General features: G+C 64.2%; 21 protein-coding genes. 14 read left to right on the top strand and 7 right to left on the bottom strand.

Annotation, left to right across the window (positions count from 1 at the left end; translation table 11 throughout):
• Positions 1–71: 71 nt before the first annotated feature.
• The 4 genes from ACHIRB_RS18720 to ACHIRB_RS18705 are packed head-to-tail and all read left to right on the top strand — an operon-like array spanning position 72 to position 3,390.
• Positions 72–1,046, top strand: coding sequence for a helix-turn-helix domain-containing protein (locus ACHIRB_RS18720; RefSeq protein ID WP_395116906.1), 975 nt, complete (start codon positions 72–74; stop codon positions 1,044–1,046).
• Between the two features lie 4 nt (positions 1,047–1,050).
• Entirely contained in the window at positions 1,051–1,578 is a 528-nt protein-coding gene (locus ACHIRB_RS18715; RefSeq protein ID WP_417282098.1) for a bifunctional adenosylcobinamide kinase/adenosylcobinamide-phosphate guanylyltransferase, read from the top strand.
• 10 nt (positions 1,579–1,588) lie between these two features.
• Positions 1,589–2,650 (top strand): nicotinate-nucleotide--dimethylbenzimidazole phosphoribosyltransferase, encoded by a 1,062-nt coding sequence (cobT, locus tag ACHIRB_RS18710; protein ID WP_395116908.1) that lies wholly within the window; start codon positions 1,589–1,591, stop codon positions 2,648–2,650.
• Positions 2,647–3,390 (top strand): adenosylcobinamide-GDP ribazoletransferase, encoded by a 744-nt coding sequence (locus tag ACHIRB_RS18705; RefSeq protein ID WP_395125739.1) that lies wholly within the window; start codon positions 2,647–2,649, stop codon positions 3,388–3,390. Before cobT ends, ACHIRB_RS18705 begins: the two co-directional genes overlap by 4 nt.
• On the opposite strand, the gene ACHIRB_RS18700 is transcribed toward ACHIRB_RS18705, so the two are convergent.
• Entirely contained in the window at positions 3,387–3,845 is a 459-nt protein-coding gene (locus ACHIRB_RS18700) for a TetR/AcrR family transcriptional regulator (RefSeq protein WP_199706850.1), read from the bottom strand. The two genes, ACHIRB_RS18705 and ACHIRB_RS18700, sit on opposite strands and share 4 nt — an antisense overlap.
• Before the next feature lie 117 nt (positions 3,846–3,962).
• Here ACHIRB_RS18700 and ACHIRB_RS18695 point away from each other — a divergent pair, with 117 nt between their 5' ends.
• Positions 3,963–4,676: an MBL fold metallo-hydrolase gene (locus ACHIRB_RS18695; RefSeq protein ID WP_395125740.1), complete on the top strand. Its 714-nt coding sequence runs from the start codon at positions 3,963–3,965 to the stop codon at positions 4,674–4,676.
• Between the two features lie 25 nt (positions 4,677–4,701).
• Here the strand turns inward: ACHIRB_RS18695 and ACHIRB_RS18690 are convergent, their stop codons facing one another.
• Together ACHIRB_RS18690 and gcvT are read right to left on the bottom strand one after the other, a co-directional pair.
• A complete protein-coding gene (locus ACHIRB_RS18690) occupies positions 4,702–5,805 on the bottom strand; it encodes a branched-chain amino acid aminotransferase (protein WP_395116914.1) in 1,104 nt (367 codons plus the stop codon).
• A 41-nt stretch (positions 5,806–5,846) separates the two neighbouring features.
• Positions 5,847–6,944, bottom strand: a complete 1,098-nt coding sequence (gcvT, locus tag ACHIRB_RS18685) for a glycine cleavage system aminomethyltransferase GcvT (protein WP_395125741.1) — start codon at positions 6,942–6,944, stop codon at positions 5,847–5,849.
• A gap of 113 nt (positions 6,945–7,057) precedes the next feature.
• On the opposite strand from gcvT, the gene ACHIRB_RS18680 reads away from it, so the two are divergent.
• Positions 7,058–8,554 (top strand): leucyl aminopeptidase, encoded by a 1,497-nt coding sequence (locus ACHIRB_RS18680; protein WP_395125742.1) that lies wholly within the window; start codon positions 7,058–7,060, stop codon positions 8,552–8,554.
• Positions 8,555–8,567: 13 nt separating this feature from the next.
• On the opposite strand, the gene ACHIRB_RS18675 is transcribed toward ACHIRB_RS18680, so the two are convergent.
• Positions 8,568–8,903, bottom strand: a complete 336-nt coding sequence (locus ACHIRB_RS18675) for an oxidoreductase (RefSeq protein ID WP_395125749.1) — start codon at positions 8,901–8,903, stop codon at positions 8,568–8,570.
• A 257-nt stretch (positions 8,904–9,160) separates the two neighbouring features.
• Between ACHIRB_RS18675 and sucB the strand changes: the two genes are divergently transcribed.
• From sucB to ACHIRB_RS18645, 6 genes are all read left to right on the top strand, one after another.
• Positions 9,161–10,963 (top strand): 2-oxoglutarate dehydrogenase, E2 component, dihydrolipoamide succinyltransferase, encoded by a 1,803-nt coding sequence (gene sucB, locus ACHIRB_RS18670; protein ID WP_395125743.1) that lies wholly within the window; start codon positions 9,161–9,163, stop codon positions 10,961–10,963.
• Between the two features lie 21 nt (positions 10,964–10,984).
• Positions 10,985–11,872 carry a TIGR01777 family oxidoreductase gene (locus ACHIRB_RS18665; RefSeq protein WP_395125744.1) on the top strand — a complete coding sequence of 296 codons (888 nt, stop codon included), beginning with the start codon at positions 10,985–10,987 and terminating at the stop codon, positions 11,870–11,872.
• On the top strand, positions 11,869–12,384 hold the full coding sequence (locus ACHIRB_RS18660) for a GNAT family N-acetyltransferase (protein WP_199706857.1): 516 nt from the start codon (positions 11,869–11,871) through the stop codon (positions 12,382–12,384). The genes ACHIRB_RS18665 and ACHIRB_RS18660 overlap by 4 nt, the downstream gene beginning before the upstream one ends.
• A 3-nt stretch (positions 12,385–12,387) precedes the next feature.
• Positions 12,388–13,146, top strand: a complete 759-nt coding sequence (gene lipB / locus ACHIRB_RS18655) for a lipoyl(octanoyl) transferase LipB (protein ID WP_395125745.1) — start codon at positions 12,388–12,390, stop codon at positions 13,144–13,146.
• 47 nt (positions 13,147–13,193) lie between these two features.
• Positions 13,194–14,249 carry a lipoyl synthase gene (lipA, locus tag ACHIRB_RS18650; protein WP_395127745.1) on the top strand — a complete coding sequence of 352 codons (1,056 nt, stop codon included), beginning with the start codon at positions 13,194–13,196 and terminating at the stop codon, positions 14,247–14,249.
• 63 nt (positions 14,250–14,312) lie between these two features.
• Positions 14,313–15,053, top strand: coding sequence for a DUF4191 domain-containing protein (locus ACHIRB_RS18645; protein WP_199706860.1), 741 nt, complete (start codon positions 14,313–14,315; stop codon positions 15,051–15,053).
• Positions 15,054–15,067: 14 nt separating this feature from the next.
• On the opposite strand, the gene ACHIRB_RS18640 is transcribed toward ACHIRB_RS18645, so the two are convergent.
• On the bottom strand, positions 15,068–15,541 hold the full coding sequence (locus ACHIRB_RS18640) for an RDD family protein (protein ID WP_395125746.1): 474 nt from the start codon (positions 15,539–15,541) through the stop codon (positions 15,068–15,070).
• A gap of 264 nt (positions 15,542–15,805) precedes the next feature.
• On the opposite strand from ACHIRB_RS18640, the gene glnA reads away from it, so the two are divergent.
• Entirely contained in the window at positions 15,806–17,242 is a 1,437-nt protein-coding gene (gene glnA, locus ACHIRB_RS18635) for a type I glutamate--ammonia ligase (protein WP_199706862.1), read from the top strand.
• A gap of 92 nt (positions 17,243–17,334) precedes the next feature.
• Here glnA and ACHIRB_RS18630 read toward each other — a convergent pair whose 3' ends face one another.
• Both ACHIRB_RS18630 and ACHIRB_RS18625 read right to left on the bottom strand, forming a co-directional pair.
• The gene (locus ACHIRB_RS18630) at positions 17,335–17,586 is read right to left on the bottom strand and encodes a hypothetical protein (RefSeq protein ID WP_395125747.1); all 252 of its coding nucleotides are present in this window, start codon (positions 17,584–17,586) and stop codon (positions 17,335–17,337) included.
• Positions 17,587–17,670: 84 nt separating this feature from the next.
• The gene (locus tag ACHIRB_RS18625; RefSeq protein WP_395125748.1) at positions 17,671–18,729 is read right to left on the bottom strand and encodes a 13E12 repeat family protein; all 1,059 of its coding nucleotides are present in this window, start codon (positions 18,727–18,729) and stop codon (positions 17,671–17,673) included.
• Between the two features lie 347 nt (positions 18,730–19,076).
• Here ACHIRB_RS18625 and ACHIRB_RS18620 point away from each other — a divergent pair.
• A partial coding sequence (locus ACHIRB_RS18620; RefSeq protein ID WP_395127744.1) for an IS110 family transposase occupies positions 19,077–19,329 on the top strand: 253 nt, incomplete at its 3' end.

The raw sequence follows: 19,329 nt of genomic DNA, 5'->3' as shown, positions 1-19,329 counted from the left end.
CGCTCAGAAACTTTCCGCCGAAAGTGGCAGCACTGACATAGTCCGACAACATTCTGCCATATACTCGATTTATGTTGTCCAAGGTCGCGACCGTGCTGGTGGAACCTGCAACCATGTTCGAACTCGGCGTGGTCTGCGAGGTTTTCGGGCTCGACCGCACGGATGTAGGTCTGCCTGCGTTCGACTTCCGCGTCTGCGGCCAGTACCCCGGCGTCCCGCTGACCATGTCGACTCCCGGCATCAAGGTGACGCCGGAATTCGGACTGGACGGGCTGCGCGGCGCCGACCTGGTCGCGATTCCCGCATCGCACACCACCAGGGACTACGCCCCCGAAGTCGTCGAAGCGATCCGCGACGCGTACGACGCAGGCGCAACAGTTCTCACGGTCTGCTCGGGCACCTTCCTCGCAGGCGCGGCCGGCTTGCTGGACAACCGCAAGTGCACAACGCACTGGCGGTACGTCGACGCGCTCGCTGCGCAATTCCCTCTTGCGACGATCGACCCCGACGTCCTGTTCGTCGACGAGGGCAACCTCATCACCAGCGCGGGAACCGCGGCCGGTATCGACGCCTGCCTGCACCTGGTTCGGCGCGAACTCGGCAGTTCCGTTGCCAACGCGATCGCACGACGGATGGTCGTACCGCCGCAGCGCGACGGCGGCCAGCGCCAGTTCATCGAACGTCCTGTCGTCGAATGTCGTTCCGACAGTTTGAGTTCCATCCTCGATTGGCTGACGGACAACCTTGCGGAAGCACACACGATCGAGGACCTTTCGGCGCGTGCCGCGATGTCCACACGGACCTTCGCACGCAAGTTTGCGGCGGAGACCGGGACGACACCGGTCAAATGGCTGACCAATCAACGGGTGCTGCTCGCCAAGCAACTTCTCGAAGACACCGACCTCGGACTCGAATCGATCTCCAGCCGTTGCGGTTTCGGATCGAGTGCGCTGTTGCGTCACCACTTCAATCGCGTCGTCGGCCTCGCGCCCGTCGACTATCGTCGCCGCTTCGGCTGCATGGCCACCCAGGTTGGTAGCGTCTAGCCTCGTGCCGTCCGACTCACTCCCCCGCCGAACGCTCGTTCTCGGTGGCGCACGGTCGGGAAAGTCGGCTGTCGCGGAGGCAATGTTCGGCGACGATGCTGTCCGCTACGTCGCTACTGCCCGACGCGACGCATCCGACGCCGACTTCGAGCACCGCATTGCCGCACACCGAATCCGACGACCGCAGTCGTGGACGGTGGTCGAAAACCAGGATCTGGTCGACACATTGGCAACCGGCGCCGGACCCACACTGGTCGACGACATCGGCACCTGGCTGACCGATCGAATCGACGCCGAGCAGGCATGGGAAAGCCCGCGCGGGACCGTCGACACCGATCAACTCGTCAGCGCCGTTGCCGACTATCCGGGCCGTCTTGTCGTCGTCAGTCCCGAGGTCGGGCTCGGCGTTGTTCCCGCGACCCGGTCCGGACGACTGTTTCGCGACGAGATCGGAGTGCTCAATCAGCGCCTCGCGCAGGCATGCGACGACGTGTTGTTCGTGATCGCAGGCCTCACAACGAGGCTGAAGTGAAAGGGTTCCGTTGAGCACAGCACTGTCGAAGGGTGGCGCATTCGGCGTCGTCGAAGCACCCGATGCCGCGGTCCGAGAGCAGGCGCAGGCTCGTCAGCTGCAGCTGACGAAACCAGCGGGGTCCCTTGGCCGACTCGAACAGCTCGGCAACTGGGTGGCCGCCTGCCAAGGCGTCTGTCCGCCAAAGGCTTTCGCGCGCCCGCGAGTTGTGATCTTCGCAGGTGACCACGGCGTGACCGCCAACGGCGTCTCCGCGTTTCCCAGTGAAGTCACGATGCAGATGGTCGGCAATTTCCTGGCAGGTGGTGCCGCGGTCAACGCACTTGCTGCCGTTGCTGGGGCGAGCGTTCGCGTCGTCGACATCGCTGTCGACGGCGAGACCGACCCAGCCATCTCGGCGCACAAGGTCCGTCGCTCGTCGGGATCGATCGCAACCGAGGACGCCTTGACGGCAGAGGAGGTCGACCAGGCGATCGCAGCCGGCCGCGCGGTCGCCGACGAAGAGGTCGACGCAGGCGCTGACCTCCTGATCGCAGGCGACATGGGGATCGGAAATACAACTCCGGCAACAGTTCTCGTCGCTGCGCTGACCGACACCGAACCTGTCGCGGCGGTCGGACGCGGCACCGGCGTCGACGACGCGGGCTGGATGCGCAAGACGGCAGCAATACGTGACGCACTGCGCCGAGCGCGGCCGGTCGTCAAGAATCCCATCGACCTGCTGCGTGTTGCTTCCGGCGCCGATATCGCTGCGATGGCGGGCTTTCTGTCGCAGGCGGCGATCAGGAAGACGCCGGTGATCCTCGACGGCGTCGTCGTCACCGCCGCCGCACTTGTCGCCGAAGACCTCGCGCCGGGCGCGAGCGCGTGGTGGGTCGCCGGACACCGTTCGACCGAACCCGCACATACGTTGGCACTGAAACAACTTCGGCTCGAGCCGCTGATCGAGATGGAGATGCGACTCGGCGAAGGATCGGGCGCGTTGACGGCGTTGCCGATCCTGCACGCAGCTGTGGCAACGCTCGCCGAGATGGCGACCTTCGGCGATGCCGGAGTGACCGACCGATCGTGAACGGACTCCGGCTCGCGTTCTCCTGGCTGACGGTCCTGCCGATCAGCGGACCGGGGTCCGTCGACCGCGATACCTCCGGACGGGCGATTCGCCTCGTCCCGCTGACCGGCGTCGCACTCGGCACGGCTGCGGCAGGGCTGTTGTGGCTGCTCGTGAGTGCAGGGTTCACGCCCCTGCTTGCCGGTCTGCTCACGGTTGCGGCACTCGCGCTTGCGAGCCGTGGCATGCACATCGACGGCCTTGCCGACACGTTCGATGGGCTGGGTTGCTATGGGCCGCCCGAGCGGGCTCGCGAGGTGATGCGGTCGGGTGGTGCCGGACCATTCGGCGTGGCAGCGATCGCCGTTTCGATTGGTGTGCAAGCTATTTCGTTCGGCGTCCTGGCAACCGCAGGAGCGTGGCTTGCCGTTGCAGTAGCCGTCACAGCGGGACGTGTTGCCGTCGTCATCGCCTGTCGTCGCGGTACCCCGGCAGCGACCGACACCGGCTTCGGCGCGCTGGTCGCCGACACTCAGCCGCTGTGGATCGGCATCGCGTGGACCGCGCCGCTGCTTGCCGTCGCAACCTGGAGTACCGACCGCAGCTGGCTTGGACCGGTCGCCGTCGTACTCGCACTCGCGGGATCGGTTCTGCTCGTCCGCCACTGTGTACGCCGCTTCGGAGGACTCAGCGGCGACGTCCTCGGCGCGACCATCGAAGTAAGCGTGGCCGTCACCGCGTGTGTGCTCTCTGCCAGCTAAGCGATTTCGCCGACCAGATAGCGCTGCAGCGTCGGCGCGATGGCCGCGACGAGGGTGTCGACATCGGCAGAGGCGATCGGCTCCGTCCGCGCCGCGTAGCGCATCATCCCGAGACCGACGAGTTGCGACGCGCAGAGCGACGCGCGCAGCGGAATATCGTCGGCCCCGATCGCGACGAGCAGCTTCTCGAAAATCGGACCGATGAACAGGGCCTGCAGTGTTTCGACCGCCTTCGTCGCGCTGACCGCGCCGACCGTCGTCGCTGCGAACGGTCCGCCGCCTGCCGCGTCCCAGGTGACGATCAGCTGCCGCAGCGTTCGCGTACCGAGTTCTTCGGCGGTCCCCGTGATCAATCGATCGATGAAGTCCGGGGTACGGATCGGCAGCCGCAGCTTGGCCGCGACCGCGTCGAGATGTTTGCCGGCAAAGCCTGCTGCGCCTGATTCGTTGGACATCACAGTGCTCAGATTGACCCGCGGGCGGGCCGAATGCAACGGCCCACGCTGACACAGTCGGTGAATAGTTGCCGGGCCGGTGCTGCCGCGTCGTACGGCAGCGGAGACAATCGAAGTATGTCCGCAGACCGTCTGTACTTTCGCCAGTTGCTGTCCGGCCGTGATTGGGCCGTTGGAGATCCGATCGCGACGCAGATGCGCAACTTCGCGTACCTGATCGGCGACCGCGAGACGGGCGACTGCCTTGTCGTCGATCCCGCCTACGCGGCAACCGATCTCGTCGATGCAGCCGAGGCAGACGGGATGAGGGTCTCCGGCGTCCTTGTCACCCACCATCATCCCGACCATGTCGGCGGCGAGATGATGGGCTTCTCACTGCCAGGTCTGGCCGATCTGCTCGAGCGCGTTGCCGTACCCGTTCACGTGAACGAACATGAGGTGCAGTGGGTTTCGCGCGTCACCGGGATCTCGGCAGGCGACCTCACCGGACACGCCCACCGCGACAAGGTCAGCGTCGGCGCGATCGACATCGAGTTGCTGCACACACCTGGACACACACCGGGCAGCCAGTGCTTTCTGCTCGACGGTCGTCTGGTCGCCGGTGACACGCTGTTCCTCGACGGTTGTGGACGGACCGACTTTCCCGACGGCGATGTCGACGAGATGTTCCGCAGCCTGCAGAACCTCGCCAAGCTCGACGGGGACCCGACAGTCTTTCCAGGCCACTGGTATTCGACGGATTCGAGTGCTTCGCTGTCGACGGTCCGCAGCACGAACTATGTCTTCCGGCCACGCAATCTCGAGGAATGGCGGTCGATGTTCGGCGGCTGAGCCGATCCGAAGATCGGCCCGAACCTCAGCGGAGCTTCGTCATCCAGCCGTGGATGTCGGCGAAGGTACCGCGCTGGATTCCGGTGAGCGTGTCGCGCAGCGCCATCGTCACTTCACCGGGTTCGCCGTCGGCGATCGTGAAGTCGCCAGCCGCCGATTTCACCGAGCCGACCGGTGTGATGACAGCGGCCGTTCCACACGCGAACACCTCGGTGATCTCGCCGGACTTGGCCTTCTTCTGCCACTCCTCGGTCGAGATCTTGCGTTCTTCGACGGCGAACCCGGCATCGGCAGCAAGGGTCAACAACGATTCGCGCGTGATGCCTGGCAGCAGCGAACCCGACAGCGACGGCGTCACCAGCCGCGCATCGGGTCCGGACCCGAAGACGAAGAACAGGTTCATGCCACCCATCTCTTCGACGTACTTTCGCTCGATCGCATCGAGCCACACGACCTGGTCGCAGCCTTTTTCTGCAGCCTGCGCCTGCGCGACGAGCGAGGCGGCGTAGTTGCCTGCGAACTTGGCCGCACCGGTGCCGCCGGGTGCCGCACGGACGTATTCCGTTGACAGCCAGACGCTTACAGGCTTCACACCGCGAGGGAAGTAAGCGCCTGCGGGCGATGCGATCACCAGGTAGCGGTACTTGTTTGCGGGACGTACGCCGAGACCGGGCTCGGTCGCGAACATAAACGGCCGGACGTACAGTGCGTCCTCACCGCCGGCTTTGGGAACCCACTCGTTGTCGGCATCGACCAATTCGACGATCGACTGAATGAACAGTTCGGCTGGCAGTTCCGGCATCGCGAGCCGGCGCGCCGAATTCTGCAGCCGCCGTGCGTTGGCATCGATCCGGAACGACGCGATGCCGCCGCCCGGCTGCCGGTACGCCTTGAGGCCTTCGAAGATCGACTGCCCGTAGTGCAGCACCATCGCGGACGGGTCGAGCGGGATCGAGCCGTAGGGCGCAACCGTGGCGTTGGTCCAGCCACCATCGACGGTGTAGTCGATGGAAACCATGTGGTCGGTCATGAACTTGCCGAAACCTGGTGCCGCCAAGATATCCGCACGCGCCTGCTCGGTTGCCGGAGCGGGGTGTGGAATACGAGTGAACTGGGTGGCGACTGTCATGCGTCGATCTTATCGAACCGTTTGTCGGTTCAACGGATGGCTCACATGGTATTGACCTCGACGAACGGCGGATCGACGACCTCGCAGCGCAACCGCCTGCCGCGCACGTCGACCTCGACCTCGTCACCGACGTCGACGCCGGGATCGGTGTCGACGAGCGCGAGCGCGATGCCGACCTTCAACGTCGGCGAGAAGGTGCCCGATGTCGTCTCTCCGACGGCCTCGCCGTCGCGCAGCACCGACTGACCTTGGCGCAGCACGCCTCGATCGATTGCGCGCAGCCCCCACATCTTTCGACGTGGACCGTCCGCGCGTTCCTGCGCCAACGCGGTCTTGCCCCAGAAGTCCGGCTTCTTCCAGCCGATGGCCCATCCGGTGCGCGCCTGCAGTGGGGAGATCTCGAGCGAAAGTTCGTGTCCGTGCAGCGGATAGCCCATCTCGGTCCGCAGGGTGTCGCGGGCGCCGAGGCCTGCCGCTTCTCCCCCGGCAGCCTTCACCTGTTCGAGGATTGCGCGGAACAGCTTCTCGCCGTCGGCCCAGCTCGGCAGCAGTTCGTAGCCGTGTTCGCCGGTGTAGCCGGTCCGGCAGACTCGCACCGCGACTCCGTCCCAGGTGGCGTCCTCGTAGGCCATGTACTCGAGGTCGGTCGGCAGGCCGAGTGCGGTGAGCACGTCGGCCGAACGCGGCCCCTGGACAGCGAACACCGCGAAGTCGCGATGTTGGTCGGTGACGGTGATCCCCTCCGGCGCATCGGCTTTCAATGCTGCGACGACAGCGGCGGTGTTGGCGGCGTTGGGGACCAGGAAGATTTCGTCGTCGTCGACGTAGTAGGCGATCAGATCGTCGACGACGCCACCGTCCGACGCGCAGCACAGCGTGTACTGCGCTTTGCCCGGCCTGATCCGACCGAGGTCGTTCGTCAGCGTCGCGTTCACGTACGCGGCGGCACCCGGACCGCTGACCGTTGCCTTGCCGAGGTGGCTGACATCGAAAAGACCGACGGTCTCGCGGACCGCAGTGTGCTCGGCGACCGTCCCCGCGTAGGAGACGGGCATCGCCCAGCCGCCGAACGATGCGAAGGTGGCACCGAGTTCGGTGTGCACGGCGTCAATCGGGCCCTGAAGAAGGTCGTCGGTCATGGGAGTCAACGCTAGCTCGAGGGGGTGTCGGGTCGCGTCGCTAGCATTGGTCCCACCAATCATCGCTGCCGCCACGACCTGCGCGCCGCATCGAACGCAAAGAAGGAGAGCCTGTGAGTTCCCAGACGCCGCCCCGACCGCTCGGACCCGAGTTGACGCTCGCCGACAACCTCGACGACGCCGCGGACGTGCTGGTGATCGGACTGCACACAGGTGAGGACGGGCCGTCGGCGGTCGTCGGCGACGACATCCTCGACGCGGCCGTCGTCGACGAGATCTTGGCCGCTCTGCGCGCCGTCGGAGCGAAAGGCAAAGCGGAGGAACTGACGCGTATCGCAGCGCCTGCCGCGCTGCCGGTCGACAGTGTGCTCGCCGTCGGGCTCGGTAAGGCCGACGATGTCACGCCGGAGCAGATCCGCAAGAGTGCGGGTGTCGCTGCCCGCTCGTTGGTGGGCGTCGAATCCGCCGCAACGACACTGTCGACTCTCGACGTCGGCGCAGCCGCCGAGGGTTTCTACCTCGGTGCCTATACCTTTTCGAAGTTGAAGACCAAAGACGTGACGACGCCGTTGCAGCGGGTTGTCCTGCTGTCGACCGACAAGTCGGCGGCCGGAGCGCTCACCCGATCGGCCGCCATCGCCGAAGCAGTCGCGACCGCGCGTGAGTTCGTCAACACCCCGCCGAGCCATCTCTACCCCGCCGAGTTCGCTTCGCAGGCAGAGGCTCTCGGCAAAGCAGCGGGACTGGCAGTCGAGATCCTCGACGACAAGGCACTCGAGCAGGGCGGCTACGGCGGCATCTTCGGTGTCGGCAAGGGGTCCTCACGGCTACCGCGACTGGTTCGTCTCACCTACTCGAGCGGCAAGGACGACGCGACCAAGGTCGCGCTCGTCGGCAAAGGCATCACGTTCGACACCGGCGGCATCTCGATCAAGCCCGCCGCGAACATGGAGAACATGACCTCCGACATGGCGGGCGCCGCCGCGGTCATCGCGACGATCGTCCTCGCCGCGAAGCTGGAACTTCCGCTCGACGTGATCGCCACCGTCCCGATGGCGGAGAACATGCCGTCCGACACCGCACAGCGGCCCGGCGATGTGCTGACCCAGTTCGGTGGCACGACGGTCGAAGTCATCAACACCGACGCCGAAGGCCGGTTGATCCTTGCCGACGCGATCGTGCGCGCCTGCATCGACTCCCCTGCCTATCTGATCGATACCGCGACGCTGACAGGCGCTCAGCAGATCGCCCTCGGCAATCGCACACCCGGCGTGATGGGAACGGAGGAGTTCCGTGATCGGGTCGCCAGGATCTCGCAGGAGACCGGCGAAAACGGTTGGCCCATGCCGCTTCCCGCGGAACTCCGCGCCGACCTCAATTCGAAGGTCGCCGACCTCGCGAACGTCACGAACCACCGCTACGGCGGCATGTTGTCGGCAGGTCTGTTCCTGAAGGAGTTCGTCCCCGACGACGTTGCGTGGGCGCACATCGACATCGCGGGTCCGGCGTACAACACCGGCGGACCGTTCGGCTACATCGGTAAAGGTGGTACCGGCGTACCGGTTCGCACCTTGATCGCGGTTCTGGAAGACATCGCTGCCAACGGTTGAGCGCCGTTCGCTGTCAGCTTCCCTCTGCCTGACGACGGCGCTCGATCTTCTTGCGAGCGTCGTAGTCACGCATCCGCTGCGGGTATCCCGTCTTCCATACGTCGTAGACGGGAATACCGAGGTCTTCGGCAAGTTTCTGCGCCCCACGCTCCCCCACTATTCGGCGCGTCCATTCCCCGTCGACAGCGATCAAGACGGCGGTCACGTCCGTTACCGTCGTCTTCGGTTCGACGTATGCCTCGACCCCCGTGTGCGTCTTCGCCCAGTTCGCCAAATATTGCGCGTCCTGAGTGCTCGTCTTGCCAGAGCCACCCGCTTTACGACGCGAGAACCTACTCAACAACCCCACCCTTGGCTCCTCACCCTCGAATCCCTGTTGAGACATCTCCCCGCGCGCAACTTCCGGCGACAAGCTCGCAACCTCGGTGACGATTCTGCCAGCGATGTCGAACATCGTGCCCTGCGCGCAACGCGGTTCGCCGAGGAATGCAAGGATGAAGATCGCCGCAAGTACCCGCGCAAAACGCAATGGCAACGCACAATGGTGGTCGACCAGGAGTCGCCCGCTACCGAGAACCCGAACTCAATCTCGAGGAGTCAAAAGACATGGCCTTCTCCGTCCAGATGCCAGCGCTTGGGGAGAGCGTCACCGAAGGAACGGTGACCCGTTGGCTCAAGCAGGAGGGAGACACGGTCGCAGTCGACGAGCCGTTGCTCGAAGTCTCCACCGACAAAGTCGACACCGAGATCCCTTCCCCCGCAGCAGGTGTGCTCACGAAGATCACCGCACAGGAAGACGACGTCGTGGAAATCGGCGGCGAGCTCGGTGTGATCGGCGACGCCGACGAATCCGAAGACTCTTCGGGGTCGAGCGATTCGGAAGCGAAAGCTGAGCCGGAACCCGAGCCCGAGCCCGAACCGGCCGCCGAGCCGGAGCCGCAGGCCGAGGAAGAAGCCGCGGACGAGCCCGAACCCGAACCTGCCGCCAAGTCCGAAAAGTCGTCCGGCGGCGGCAACTCCGGCACTTCGATCACGATGCCCGCACTCGGCGAGTCGGTCACCGAAGGCACTGTCACGCGCTGGTTGAAGGCTGTCGGCGACGAGGTCGCGGTCGACGAAGCTCTACTCCAGGTCTCGACCGACAAGGTGGACACCGAGATTCCGTCCCCGGTCGCTGGAACACTGCTCGAGATCACCGCCGAGGAAGACGACGTCGTCGAGGTCGGCGGTCAGCTCGCGATCGTCGGATCCGGTTCGCCGGCCAAGGCCGAATCGAAGCCCGAACCCGAGCCGGAACCCGAGAAGAAGCCCGAGCCGGAACCCGAGCCAGAGCCTGAGCCGGAGAAGAAGCCGGAACCAAAGCCCGAACCGAAGGCCGAGGCCAAGCCCGAACCGAAGGCGGAGCCAGCACCCGCGAAAGCCGAGAGCTCCAAGTCCGAAAGCAGTGGCTCGAGCGACTCGTCGCCCTACGTCACGCCGTTGGTTCGCAAGCTCGCCTCCGACAACGACGTCGATCTGTCGTCGGTCAAGGGCACCGGTGTCGGCGGACGCATCCGCAAGCAGGATGTGCTCGCGGCAGCCGAAGCCAAGAAGGCTCCCGAAGCGCCTGCCCCCGCGAAGGCCCCTGCCGAAGCCCCTGCTGCTGCTGCGAAGAAGCCTGCAGCCGGTCGGCCCGAGCTCGAGCACCTTCGTGGAACGACGCAGAAGGCCAATCGAATTCGCCAGATCACGGCGATCAAGACCCGCGAATCGCTACAGACGACGGCTCAGCTGACGCAGGTCCACGAGGCCGACCTCACCAAGATCGCGGCGTTGCGCACCAAGGCGAAGGCAGGCTTCAAGGAACGCGAGGGTGTGAACCTGACGTTCCTGCCGTTCTTCGCGAAGGCAGTCGTCGAGGCTCTCGGTGTGCACCCGAACGTCAACGCCAGCTACGACGAGCCTGCCAAGACGATCACCTACCACCCGGCAGTGCATCTCGGCATCGCTGTCGACACGGACCAGGGTCTGCTGTCGCCGGTGATCCACAACGCGAGTGATCTCTCGATCGCAGGCCTCGCACGGGCCATCGCAGACATTGCCGGTCGCGCACGCAGCGGTGGACTCAAGCCCGACGAGCTGTCGGGTGGCACGTTCACGATCACCAACATCGGCAGTCAGGGTGCCTTGTTCGACACCCCGATTCTGGTGCCGCCGCAAGCGGCGATGCTCGGCACGGGTGCGATCGTCAAGCGTCCGGTCGTTGTCACCGACGAACTCGGCAGCGAGTCGATCGGTGTTCGGTCGATGTGCTACCTCCCGCTGACCTACGACCATCGCCTGGTCGACGGTGCCGATGCGGGCAGGTTCCTCACGACGATCCGGCAACGGCTCGAAGAGGCAGCATTCGAAGCCGAACTCGGGCTTTGAGTACTGAACGAAAACACCTGAATGAAGATCGCGATCGCTGGTTCGTCCGGATTGATCGGGACGGCGCTTGTCGCGTCGTTGCGGCACGACCGTCACGATGTCGTGCGGTTGGTGCGCCGTCCCCCTGCCGGTGCGGACGAGTTCCAGTGGGACCCGGAACAAGCCATCATCGATCCCGGTGCACTTCGTGGTGCCGACGCCGTAGTCAATCTCTGCGGCGTCGGTATCGGCGAAAAGCGCTGGACGGGCGCGTTCAAACAACAGCTGCGTGACAGCCGGATCACGCCGACCGATGTGTTGGCCAACGAGGTCGCGAAGGTCGGGGTTCCGGTTCTGGTCAATGCCAGCGGCATCAACTTCTACGGTGACACGGGCGACCGGATCGTCGACGAGTCCACACCCGTCGGCACCGGTTTCTTCCCGACGCTGTGTCGCGATTGGGAGGATGCGACGCACGCTGCCACGGCTGCGGGTGCGCGAACCGTCCTGCTTCGCAGTGCACCGGTGATGGCACGGCGTGGTGGCGCGCTCGGCAGGCTGCGGTTGCTCTACTCGGTCGGTTTGGGCGGCAGGCTCGGCAGCGGCAGGCAGTACTTTCCGTGGATTTCGATGGTCGACGAGATTCGGGCGATCAAGTTTCTGGTGACCGACTCCAGCCTCTCGGGTCCGGTCAATCTGGTCGGTCCGGCGCCGGTCACCAATGCGCAGTTCAACAAGGCGATGTCGCGGGCGATCCATCGCCCGGCACCGTGGGTCGTTCCGAAATTTGCTCTGACGGCTCTGCTGGGCGATCTGGCGAACGAGGGGCTGCTTGTCGGACCGAGAGCAATTCCGGCCGCGCTCGAGGGTGCCGGGTACTTGTTCCGCCACAACACGATCAACGAAGCGCTGGAAGCGGCGATCGGTTGACCGTGATCAGGGACGCGCGTCGTGACGACCTGCCCGAGATCCTCGTGATTCACAACAGGGCCATCGTCGACACGACTGCCAACTGGGACGAGAACGAGGTCGATCTCGCCGACCGCGATCGCTGGTTCGATCAACGTGCCGCCGACGGCCATCCCATCCTTGTCGCCGAGATCGACGGGGTGGTAGCGGGTTTCGCGTCCTACGGTCCGTGGCGGGCGAGGTCCGGCTATCGCCACACCGTCGAGAACTCCGTGTACGTCGCCGACTCCTACCACCGGCGTGGGATCGCGACGGCGCTGCTTGCCGAACTGCTCGAGCGCGCCCGCCAGGGTGGCATCCATGCCGTGGTTGCGGGTATCGAAGCGTCGAATCTCACGTCGATCGCCCTGCACGAAAAGTTCGGTTTCCGCGTGGTCGGCCGATTGCCCGAGGTGGGAACCAAGTTCGACCGTTGGCTCGACCTCGTCCTGATGCAGTTGACCCTGCCGGTGGACCCGAGCGCTAGCCTTTGACCTATGAGTGTCACCGGATCTGCGCGGCTATCGAGCGACCCCGTAGTTGTCGAGCGGCTCGGCACCATCGACTACCTCGCTGCGTGGGAACGTCAGCGCAGCCTCGCGGCGGACCGCGCCGACGGTATCGGCAGCGATCATCTGTTGCTGCTCGAACATCCCTCCGTGTACACGGCAGGTAGGCGGACCGCTCCCGAGGACCGCCCGACCGATGGAACGCCCGTGATCGATGTCGATCGCGGCGGAAAGATCACGTGGCACGGACCCGGTCAGCTCGTCGGGTATCCGATCGTCAAACTCGCCGAGCCGATCGACGTCGTCAAGTACGTGCGTCGACTCGAAGAAGCGCTGATCACGGTGTGTTTCGGTCTCGGCGTCGAATGCGGTCGGGTCGAGGGCAGGTCCGGCGTGTGGCTCGCCGCTGCGCTCGAAGCCGGCACCTGGCGGCCGGAACGCAAGATCGCGGCGATCGGCGTCCGTGTGCAGCGCGGCGTCGCGATGCACGGGTTCTCGCTCAACTGCAACTCGGCGTTGACAGCGTTCGACACCATCATTCCGTGCGGCATCGCAGACGCCGGGGTGACGTCGCTGTCGCAGGAACTCGGTCGTGACGTGACGGTCGACGAGGTCACCCCCGCCGTCACAGAGGCGATGCTCGACGCTCTCGACGGGACGCTCGCCGTTGCCGACCACGACATCGACCGTGTGGTCTTCTCGGATCAGGTTCCCGAGCCGACGTTCACGACCCTGCGATTCGGCTGAGTTCGCCGGTCGCCGAGGTGTCGGGGCCTCGGCGTAACATCGCCTAGGTGACTGTCTCACCAGAGTCCCCCTCAGCAGGTTTCACCACAGCCGCCCCACAAGGGCGCAAACTGCTCCGCATCGAAGTCCGCAACTCCGAAACGCCGATCGAACGCAAACCCAACTGGATCAAGACCCGCGCAAAAATGGGACCCGAGTACACAGAACTCAAGAGTCTCGTCAAACGCGAAGGCCTGCATACCGTTTGCGAAGAAGCCGGCTGCCCCAACATCTACGAGTGCTGGGAAGATCGCGAAGCCACCTTCCTGATCGGCGGCGAACAATGCACCCGCCGCTGTGACTTCTGCCAGATCGATACCGGCAAACCCGCCCCGTTGGATCGCGACGAACCGAACCGTGTGGCCGACAGCGTTCTTGCCATGGGACTGCGCTACTCGACGATCACCGGCGTCGCTCGCGACGATCTCGACGACGGCGGAGCCTGGCTGTATGCCGAAACGGTCCGCCAGATTCACGAGCGCAACCCGGGTACGGGAGTCGAACTTCTGATACCCGACTTCAATGCTGTGCCAGCGCAGCTTGCCGAAGTATTCGAATCGCGTCCGCAGGTGCTCGCGCACAACCTCGAGACGGTTCCGCGAATCTTCAAGCGCATCCGCCCGGCGTTCCGCTACCAGCGCTCGCTCGACGTCATCACTGCTGCGCGCGACTTCGGACTTGTCACCAAGTCCAACCTGATCCTCGGCATGGGCGAGACGCCGGAGGAAGTTACCCAGGCACTGCACGATCTGCACGACGCAGGCTGCGACATCATCACGATCACCCAGTACCTGCGACCGTCACCGCGGCATCATCCGGTCGATCGGTGGGTCAAGCCGGAAGAGTTCGTCTCCCACTCCAAGGATGCCGAAGAGATCGGATTCGCCGGCGTCATGGCCGGACCACTTGTCCGGTCCTCGTACCGGGCTGGGCGGCTCTACGCGCAGGCGATGGCGCACCACGGCCGCGAAATCGCACCGGACCTGGCTCATCTCGCCAAGGAAGGCACGGCATCGCAAGAGGCGACGTCGGTGCTCGCCAGGTTCGCACCCGTTCACGCATAGGAGTCGGTCGATCTCTGCGCCCGGGTGAGATCTGCCGGGTCGTAGAAGGCTTATCCTGTCCTTATGGCGAGAGGCACGAGCAAGCCCGGCAACGAGGCGAAGGCTGCAGCAAAAGCAGCGAAAAAAGCGGCGTCCAAGCAGCGTAGGTCGCAGCTGTGGCAGGCGTTCAACATGCAGCGCAAAGAAGACAAGCTGCTGCTGCCGCTGATGATCGGTGCCGTCGTGGTCTCGACGGTCGCGTTCTTCCTGATCGGCCTGATCTTCGGTCTGCAGTGGTTCCTGCTGTCGATCGGCATCCTGGTCGGCATCCTGCTCGCGTTCATCATCTTCGGACGTCGCGTCGAGAAGACGGTCTACGGCAAAGCCGAAGGACAAGCAGGTGCGGCAGCCTGGGTGCTGGACAACCTGAAGGGCTCGTGGCGAGTCAAGAACGGGATCGTCGGCACGACGCACATGGATGCCGTCCACCGTGTGATCGGTCGGCCAGGCGTCATCCTCGTTGCCGAAGGTGCGCCGCAGCGCGTCAAGTCGCTTCTCGCACAAGAGAAGAAGAAGACCGCCCGCCTCGTCGGCGATACACCGATCTACGACATCATCGTCGGCAACGACGAGGGCCAGGTTCCGCTCAAGCAGCTGCAGAAGTACATGACCAAGCTGCCGAACAACATCGACACCAAGCGGATGGACAACATCGAGTCGCGCCTGTCCGCGCTCGGTACTCGCAGCGGTCCCCCGCTGCCGAAGGGTCCGATGCCGGCCGGGGCGAAAATGAAGGGCGTGCAGCGCACGATGCGCCGCCGCTGACTCCGTCGGAGTCGTTACCGCGACCTCAACACGACCGTCTTGGACATGCGGTCGTGCAAGCCGCGACCATCGCCGTCGGTGACGAAGGCGGGAACGACCAGCGCAAGTAGCAGCGACCGGATGCCGGCGTGCACGATGTCGACGCGCGGCGCACCGTTGGTCATCGCCACCTGTATGCCGGTGATGAGCTGACCGGGTGTGAAGGTAAACAGGGTGACCGCAAGGATGCCGAGGACCAACCAGACGAGCAGGGTGATGGTCGACGGCTGGGCGAACGGTGATGCGCTGTAGATCAACCCCGCGATGCCGAGCGAGAGCAGCCAGTCGATCAGCAACGCGATCAGACGACGGCCGGTCGGCGCGATCGAACCGACCCCGTCCTGTGGCAGGCCGAGTTTCTCGCCGCGATACGCAGTGTCTGTGTTGCCGTTGCCTTCGGGAAGGGCCGCAGAGGGACCCGACAACCACGATCCGGTTATACGTGCCATAGCAGTCAGGATAGGCGTTTGTTTCAACCCCGAGTCGCGGGCTCCGGCCCCGGATGGCAGGATGGGTGCGCTCGCTCACAATGCCTGCGTAACCGGCACATAATGCACGTATAGCCGCTTATGGCACTGTGATCGTCGATTACTGCACGTGTAACACTCGCGAAACACAGCCTTGACCGCGGGGCAACACCGCGTCCATACCGTCGGGTCGCGAAAAAGCTTTGCATTTGTAATGGCTGGGAACCGAACTGAAGGAGCACAAGCGTGGCGTTCACCACGGCCGAAGAGGTCATCAAATTTATAGCCGATGAGAACGTCGAGTACGTCGACGTCCGATTCAGCGACCTTCCCGGCATTCAGCAGCACTTCTCGATCCCTGCGAAGTCCCTCACCACGGACTTGGCAGAAGAGGGTCTCGCATTCGACGGCTCGTCGGTGCGCGGCTTCCAGTCGATTCACGAATCGGACATGCTGCTGCTTCCGGACTTCACCACAGCGCAGCTCGACCCGTTCCGTGCCGCGAAGACGGTCAACATCAACTTCTTCGTGCACGACCCGTTCACCCGTGAGTCCTACAGCCGCGACCCCCGCAACGTCGCGCGTAAGGCCGAGGAGTACTTGGTCAGCACCGGCATCGCCGACACCGCGTTCTTCGGTGCCGAGGCCGAGTTCTACATCTTCGACTCCGTTCGCTACGACTCCGGTATCAACGGTGCGTTCTACGAGGTCGATTCCATCTCGGGTTCGTGGAACACCGGCAACGAGTTCAACGCCGACGGCTCCCCCAACCGTGGCTACAAGGTTCGCCCGAAGGGCGGCTACTTCCCCGTCGCGCCGTACGACCACTACGTGGACCTGCGCGACCAGATCGCCACCAACCTGCAGAACGCGGGCTTCGAGCTCGAGCGTGGCCACCACGAGGTCGGCACTGCCGGTCAGGCCGAGATCAACTACAAGTTCAACACGCTGCTTGCCGCTGCCGACGACCTGCAGCTGTTCAAGTACATCGTCAAGAACACCGCGTGGGCAGCAGGCAAGTCGGTCACCTTCATGCCGAAGCCGCTGTTCGGTGACAACGGCTCGGGCATGCACGTCCACCAGTCGCTGTGGAAGGACGGCAAGCCGCTGTTCCACGACGAGGCAGGCTATGCGGGTCTGTCGGACCTGGCCCGCCACTACATCGGCGGCATCCTGCACCACGCGCCGTCGCTGCTGGCCTTCACCAACCCGACGGTGAACTCCTACCACCGCCTGGTTCCGGGCTACGAAGCGCCGATCAACCTGGTGTACTCGCAGCGCAACCGTTCGGCAGCTGTCCGTATCCCGATCACGGGCAACAACCCGAAGGCAAAGCGTCTCGAGTTCCGTGCGCCCGACTCGTCCGGTAACCCGTACCTGTCGTTCGCTGCTCAGATGCTCGCCGGACTCGACGGCATCAAGAAGAAGATCGAGCCGCAGGCACCGGTCGACAAGGACCTCTACGAGCTCCCGCCCGAGGAGGCCAAGAACATTCCTCAGGCTCCGACCAGCCTGGCGTCGGTCATCGACCGCCTCGAGGCCGATCACGAGTACCTGACCGAGGGTGGCGTCTTCACCACCGACCTCATCGAGACGTGGATCAACATCAAGCGTGAGCAGGAAATTGCTCCCGTCAACCTGCGTCCGCACCCGTACGAATTCGAGCTCTACTACGACGTTTAAGCAGACGTGTAACCACACGCCGGCTCGTCAGAGTCAGACACAGTCCACCCGTTCGGCACCTGCCGGGCGGGTGGATTGTTTGTGCAGACGACCTAGTCGTCCCAGTATTCGTGGGGATGGAAATAGTGATTGATTCGGGGTTTTCGGGTCGGATCGATATGTATCGGTGGAACCCACAGAATCCGGCCGGGATATTTGTGGTCTGGTCCGGCGACGATGGTGTGCCAGTCGGTGTCTTTCAACCCCGCCAGTGGATGGTGGGTATCGCACACGAGTGCAAGTTGATCGACATCGGTGAGCCCGAGCTGCGCAACCCATTCCCGGCAATGATGACAGACACACATATTGGCTGGTCGTGAGCACGTAGGGAAGGTGCAGCCCTTGTCTTTGGCGAAACACACCAACCGTTGATCACCCTGCGCGATCCGCTAGGACCGGCCCAGGTAGATCGGACGACCATCATCATCGAACAAAGCCAGGTAGTCACGGGCGTGGCGAGCCATCCGCAGCACATCCCGGATCGGCAACAGTGATCCACCACCGGTGATCGCCGTCCCGGACGCGTCCTCGAGTTCCTTGACCGTCATCGTCGCCACCACCGTCACCGGCAGACCACGATGCTGGCCCAACGTTCCGGACGCCAATGCATCACGCAGGATCGCTGTGAGTGCGTCGTGCTGCCGCTTTTCCAGGGACCGATCATCGCGCTTCACCGTCTCGGCCGCCGGTTCCTCCTCGACCGTCGACTCCTCGTCGGCGGGGTTGAGGACTCCTGGTTTCGCGTACTTCGCGAACGCCGCCTCCAAATAGGCACGCAGTTCCGGGTCGACGCAGAAACTGCCTTTCGTCATCAGATCCGCACCTTGTGGGCCGAGAGTGAAACTGCGTTTGCGAGCACGTTCGGCCTCCGGCTGCGGGCCGTCGGGGTTCAGGTATCCCAGGATGCGGTTGGCGGCGGTGCGGAGTTGATCGGGACGCAGAATCCGCGCTTGCGCTGCAAGTTTCGTTTCGGCGAGTTCCTTCGTTTCCTCGTCGACGTGAAGTGGGACGTGACGAAAGAATTCGCGGATCACGTGCACGTGCTCGGTACCGATGGCGCCGTCGGCTTGGGCTGCGGCGGTGTTGGGCATGACAGGGTCTTGCGGTGCACCGGAGAAGGTCGTGCGGGCGGCGAGGTCGTCGGCGACGCGGATACGAGTGCGAGCATCGTGTGGGGTGATCCGCAACGCGTCAGCGAGGGTGTTGGCGAGGTTGTTGTCGCCGAGTTCACCACACCGAAATTCGCGCTGCATGATGGCGATGAGGGTGTTGCCGAAGCTCGGTATCGTCCGGACGGCAGCTTCGAGGCGCTGCAGCATCGCGAGTCGTTCTGGGCCTATCGACAATTCGGTGAAACCAGCCTCGCGCAGGTCGCGCAATCCTGCCTCGATCTTCGTCACCGCAGCGTCCACCCGGGTGGTGGGGTGCGGTGTCGGGTTCGAAAGCATGATCGAAGTCTAACTCGACCCACCGACACGGATTTGAGGAAAGTCTCTGCAGAACAACACAATTCCGCGCAATACTCGTGAGTCTTTTCGGAGGGCAGAACCACCGAAAAGATTGTGATGGGCCCTGCGGGCGCGCTGCCGGTGGATGAGAATGGTGGTGCGTGTGTCGCGTGCCGACGTCGATGTGGCTTGGCTTTGCGAGACCGTCGAAAAGATTGACGTTGGAGCCCTCACCTTCGGGTGTTCCCGGTTGCCGTTGCGAACGCGAGTAGCAGACTCTCAGTTCATCTTTGGGGCTCCGCAGGCGACACACGCGTGTCGGTTCGAGTCGAAAGGATGGGCAGGTCATGCATGTGTTGTACGAACGGTGTGCCGGCATCGATGTCGGCAAGGACGTCATCGCGGTGGCGGTCCGTCGGCCGGGCGATGGTGTCGACGGCAGGACGACGGTCAAACGCACTTTCAAAACGTTCTACGGGGTGTTACGCGAGGCCGCGAAGTGGTTGACGTCGCAGGGGGTGACCCATGTGGCGATGGAAGCAACCGGAATTTACAGTGCGCCGGTGTTGCACGCACTGGTCGAACACGGGAACTTCGCGC

The sequence above is a fragment of the Antrihabitans spumae genome, from assembly GCF_043944905.1.
GTDB lineage: Bacteria > Actinomycetota > Actinomycetes > Mycobacteriales > Mycobacteriaceae > Antrihabitans > Antrihabitans spumae.
This window is presented reverse-complemented; position numbering and strand designations above follow the sequence as displayed.

Coding starts and splice junctions, on each gene's coding strand:
- ACHIRB_RS18720 (WP_395116906.1), top strand. CDS start 72: ATGTTGTCCAAGGTCGCGACCGTGCTGGTGGAACCTGCAACCATGTTC.
- ACHIRB_RS18700 (WP_199706850.1), bottom strand. CDS start 3,845: ATGTCCAACGAATCAGGCGCAGCAGGCTTTGCCGGCAAACATCTCGAC.
- ACHIRB_RS18695 (WP_395125740.1), top strand. CDS start 3,963: ATGTCCGCAGACCGTCTGTACTTTCGCCAGTTGCTGTCCGGCCGTGAT.
- ACHIRB_RS18690 (WP_395116914.1), bottom strand. CDS start 5,805: ATGACAGTCGCCACCCAGTTCACTCGTATTCCACACCCCGCTCCGGCA.
- gcvT (WP_395125741.1), bottom strand. CDS start 6,944: ATGACCGACGACCTTCTTCAGGGCCCGATTGACGCCGTGCACACCGAA.
- sucB (WP_395125743.1), top strand. CDS start 9,161: ATGGCCTTCTCCGTCCAGATGCCAGCGCTTGGGGAGAGCGTCACCGAA.
- ACHIRB_RS18665 (WP_395125744.1), top strand. CDS start 10,985: ATGAAGATCGCGATCGCTGGTTCGTCCGGATTGATCGGGACGGCGCTT.
- lipB (WP_395125745.1), top strand. CDS start 12,388: ATGAGTGTCACCGGATCTGCGCGGCTATCGAGCGACCCCGTAGTTGTC.
- ACHIRB_RS18645 (WP_199706860.1), top strand. CDS start 14,313: ATGGCGAGAGGCACGAGCAAGCCCGGCAACGAGGCGAAGGCTGCAGCA.
- ACHIRB_RS18640 (WP_395125746.1), bottom strand. CDS start 15,541: ATGGCACGTATAACCGGATCGTGGTTGTCGGGTCCCTCTGCGGCCCTT.
- ACHIRB_RS18630 (WP_395125747.1), bottom strand. CDS start 17,586: ATGTGTGTCTGTCATCATTGCCGGGAATGGGTTGCGCAGCTCGGGCTC.
- ACHIRB_RS18625 (WP_395125748.1), bottom strand. CDS start 18,729: ATGCTTTCGAACCCGACACCGCACCCCACCACCCGGGTGGACGCTGCG.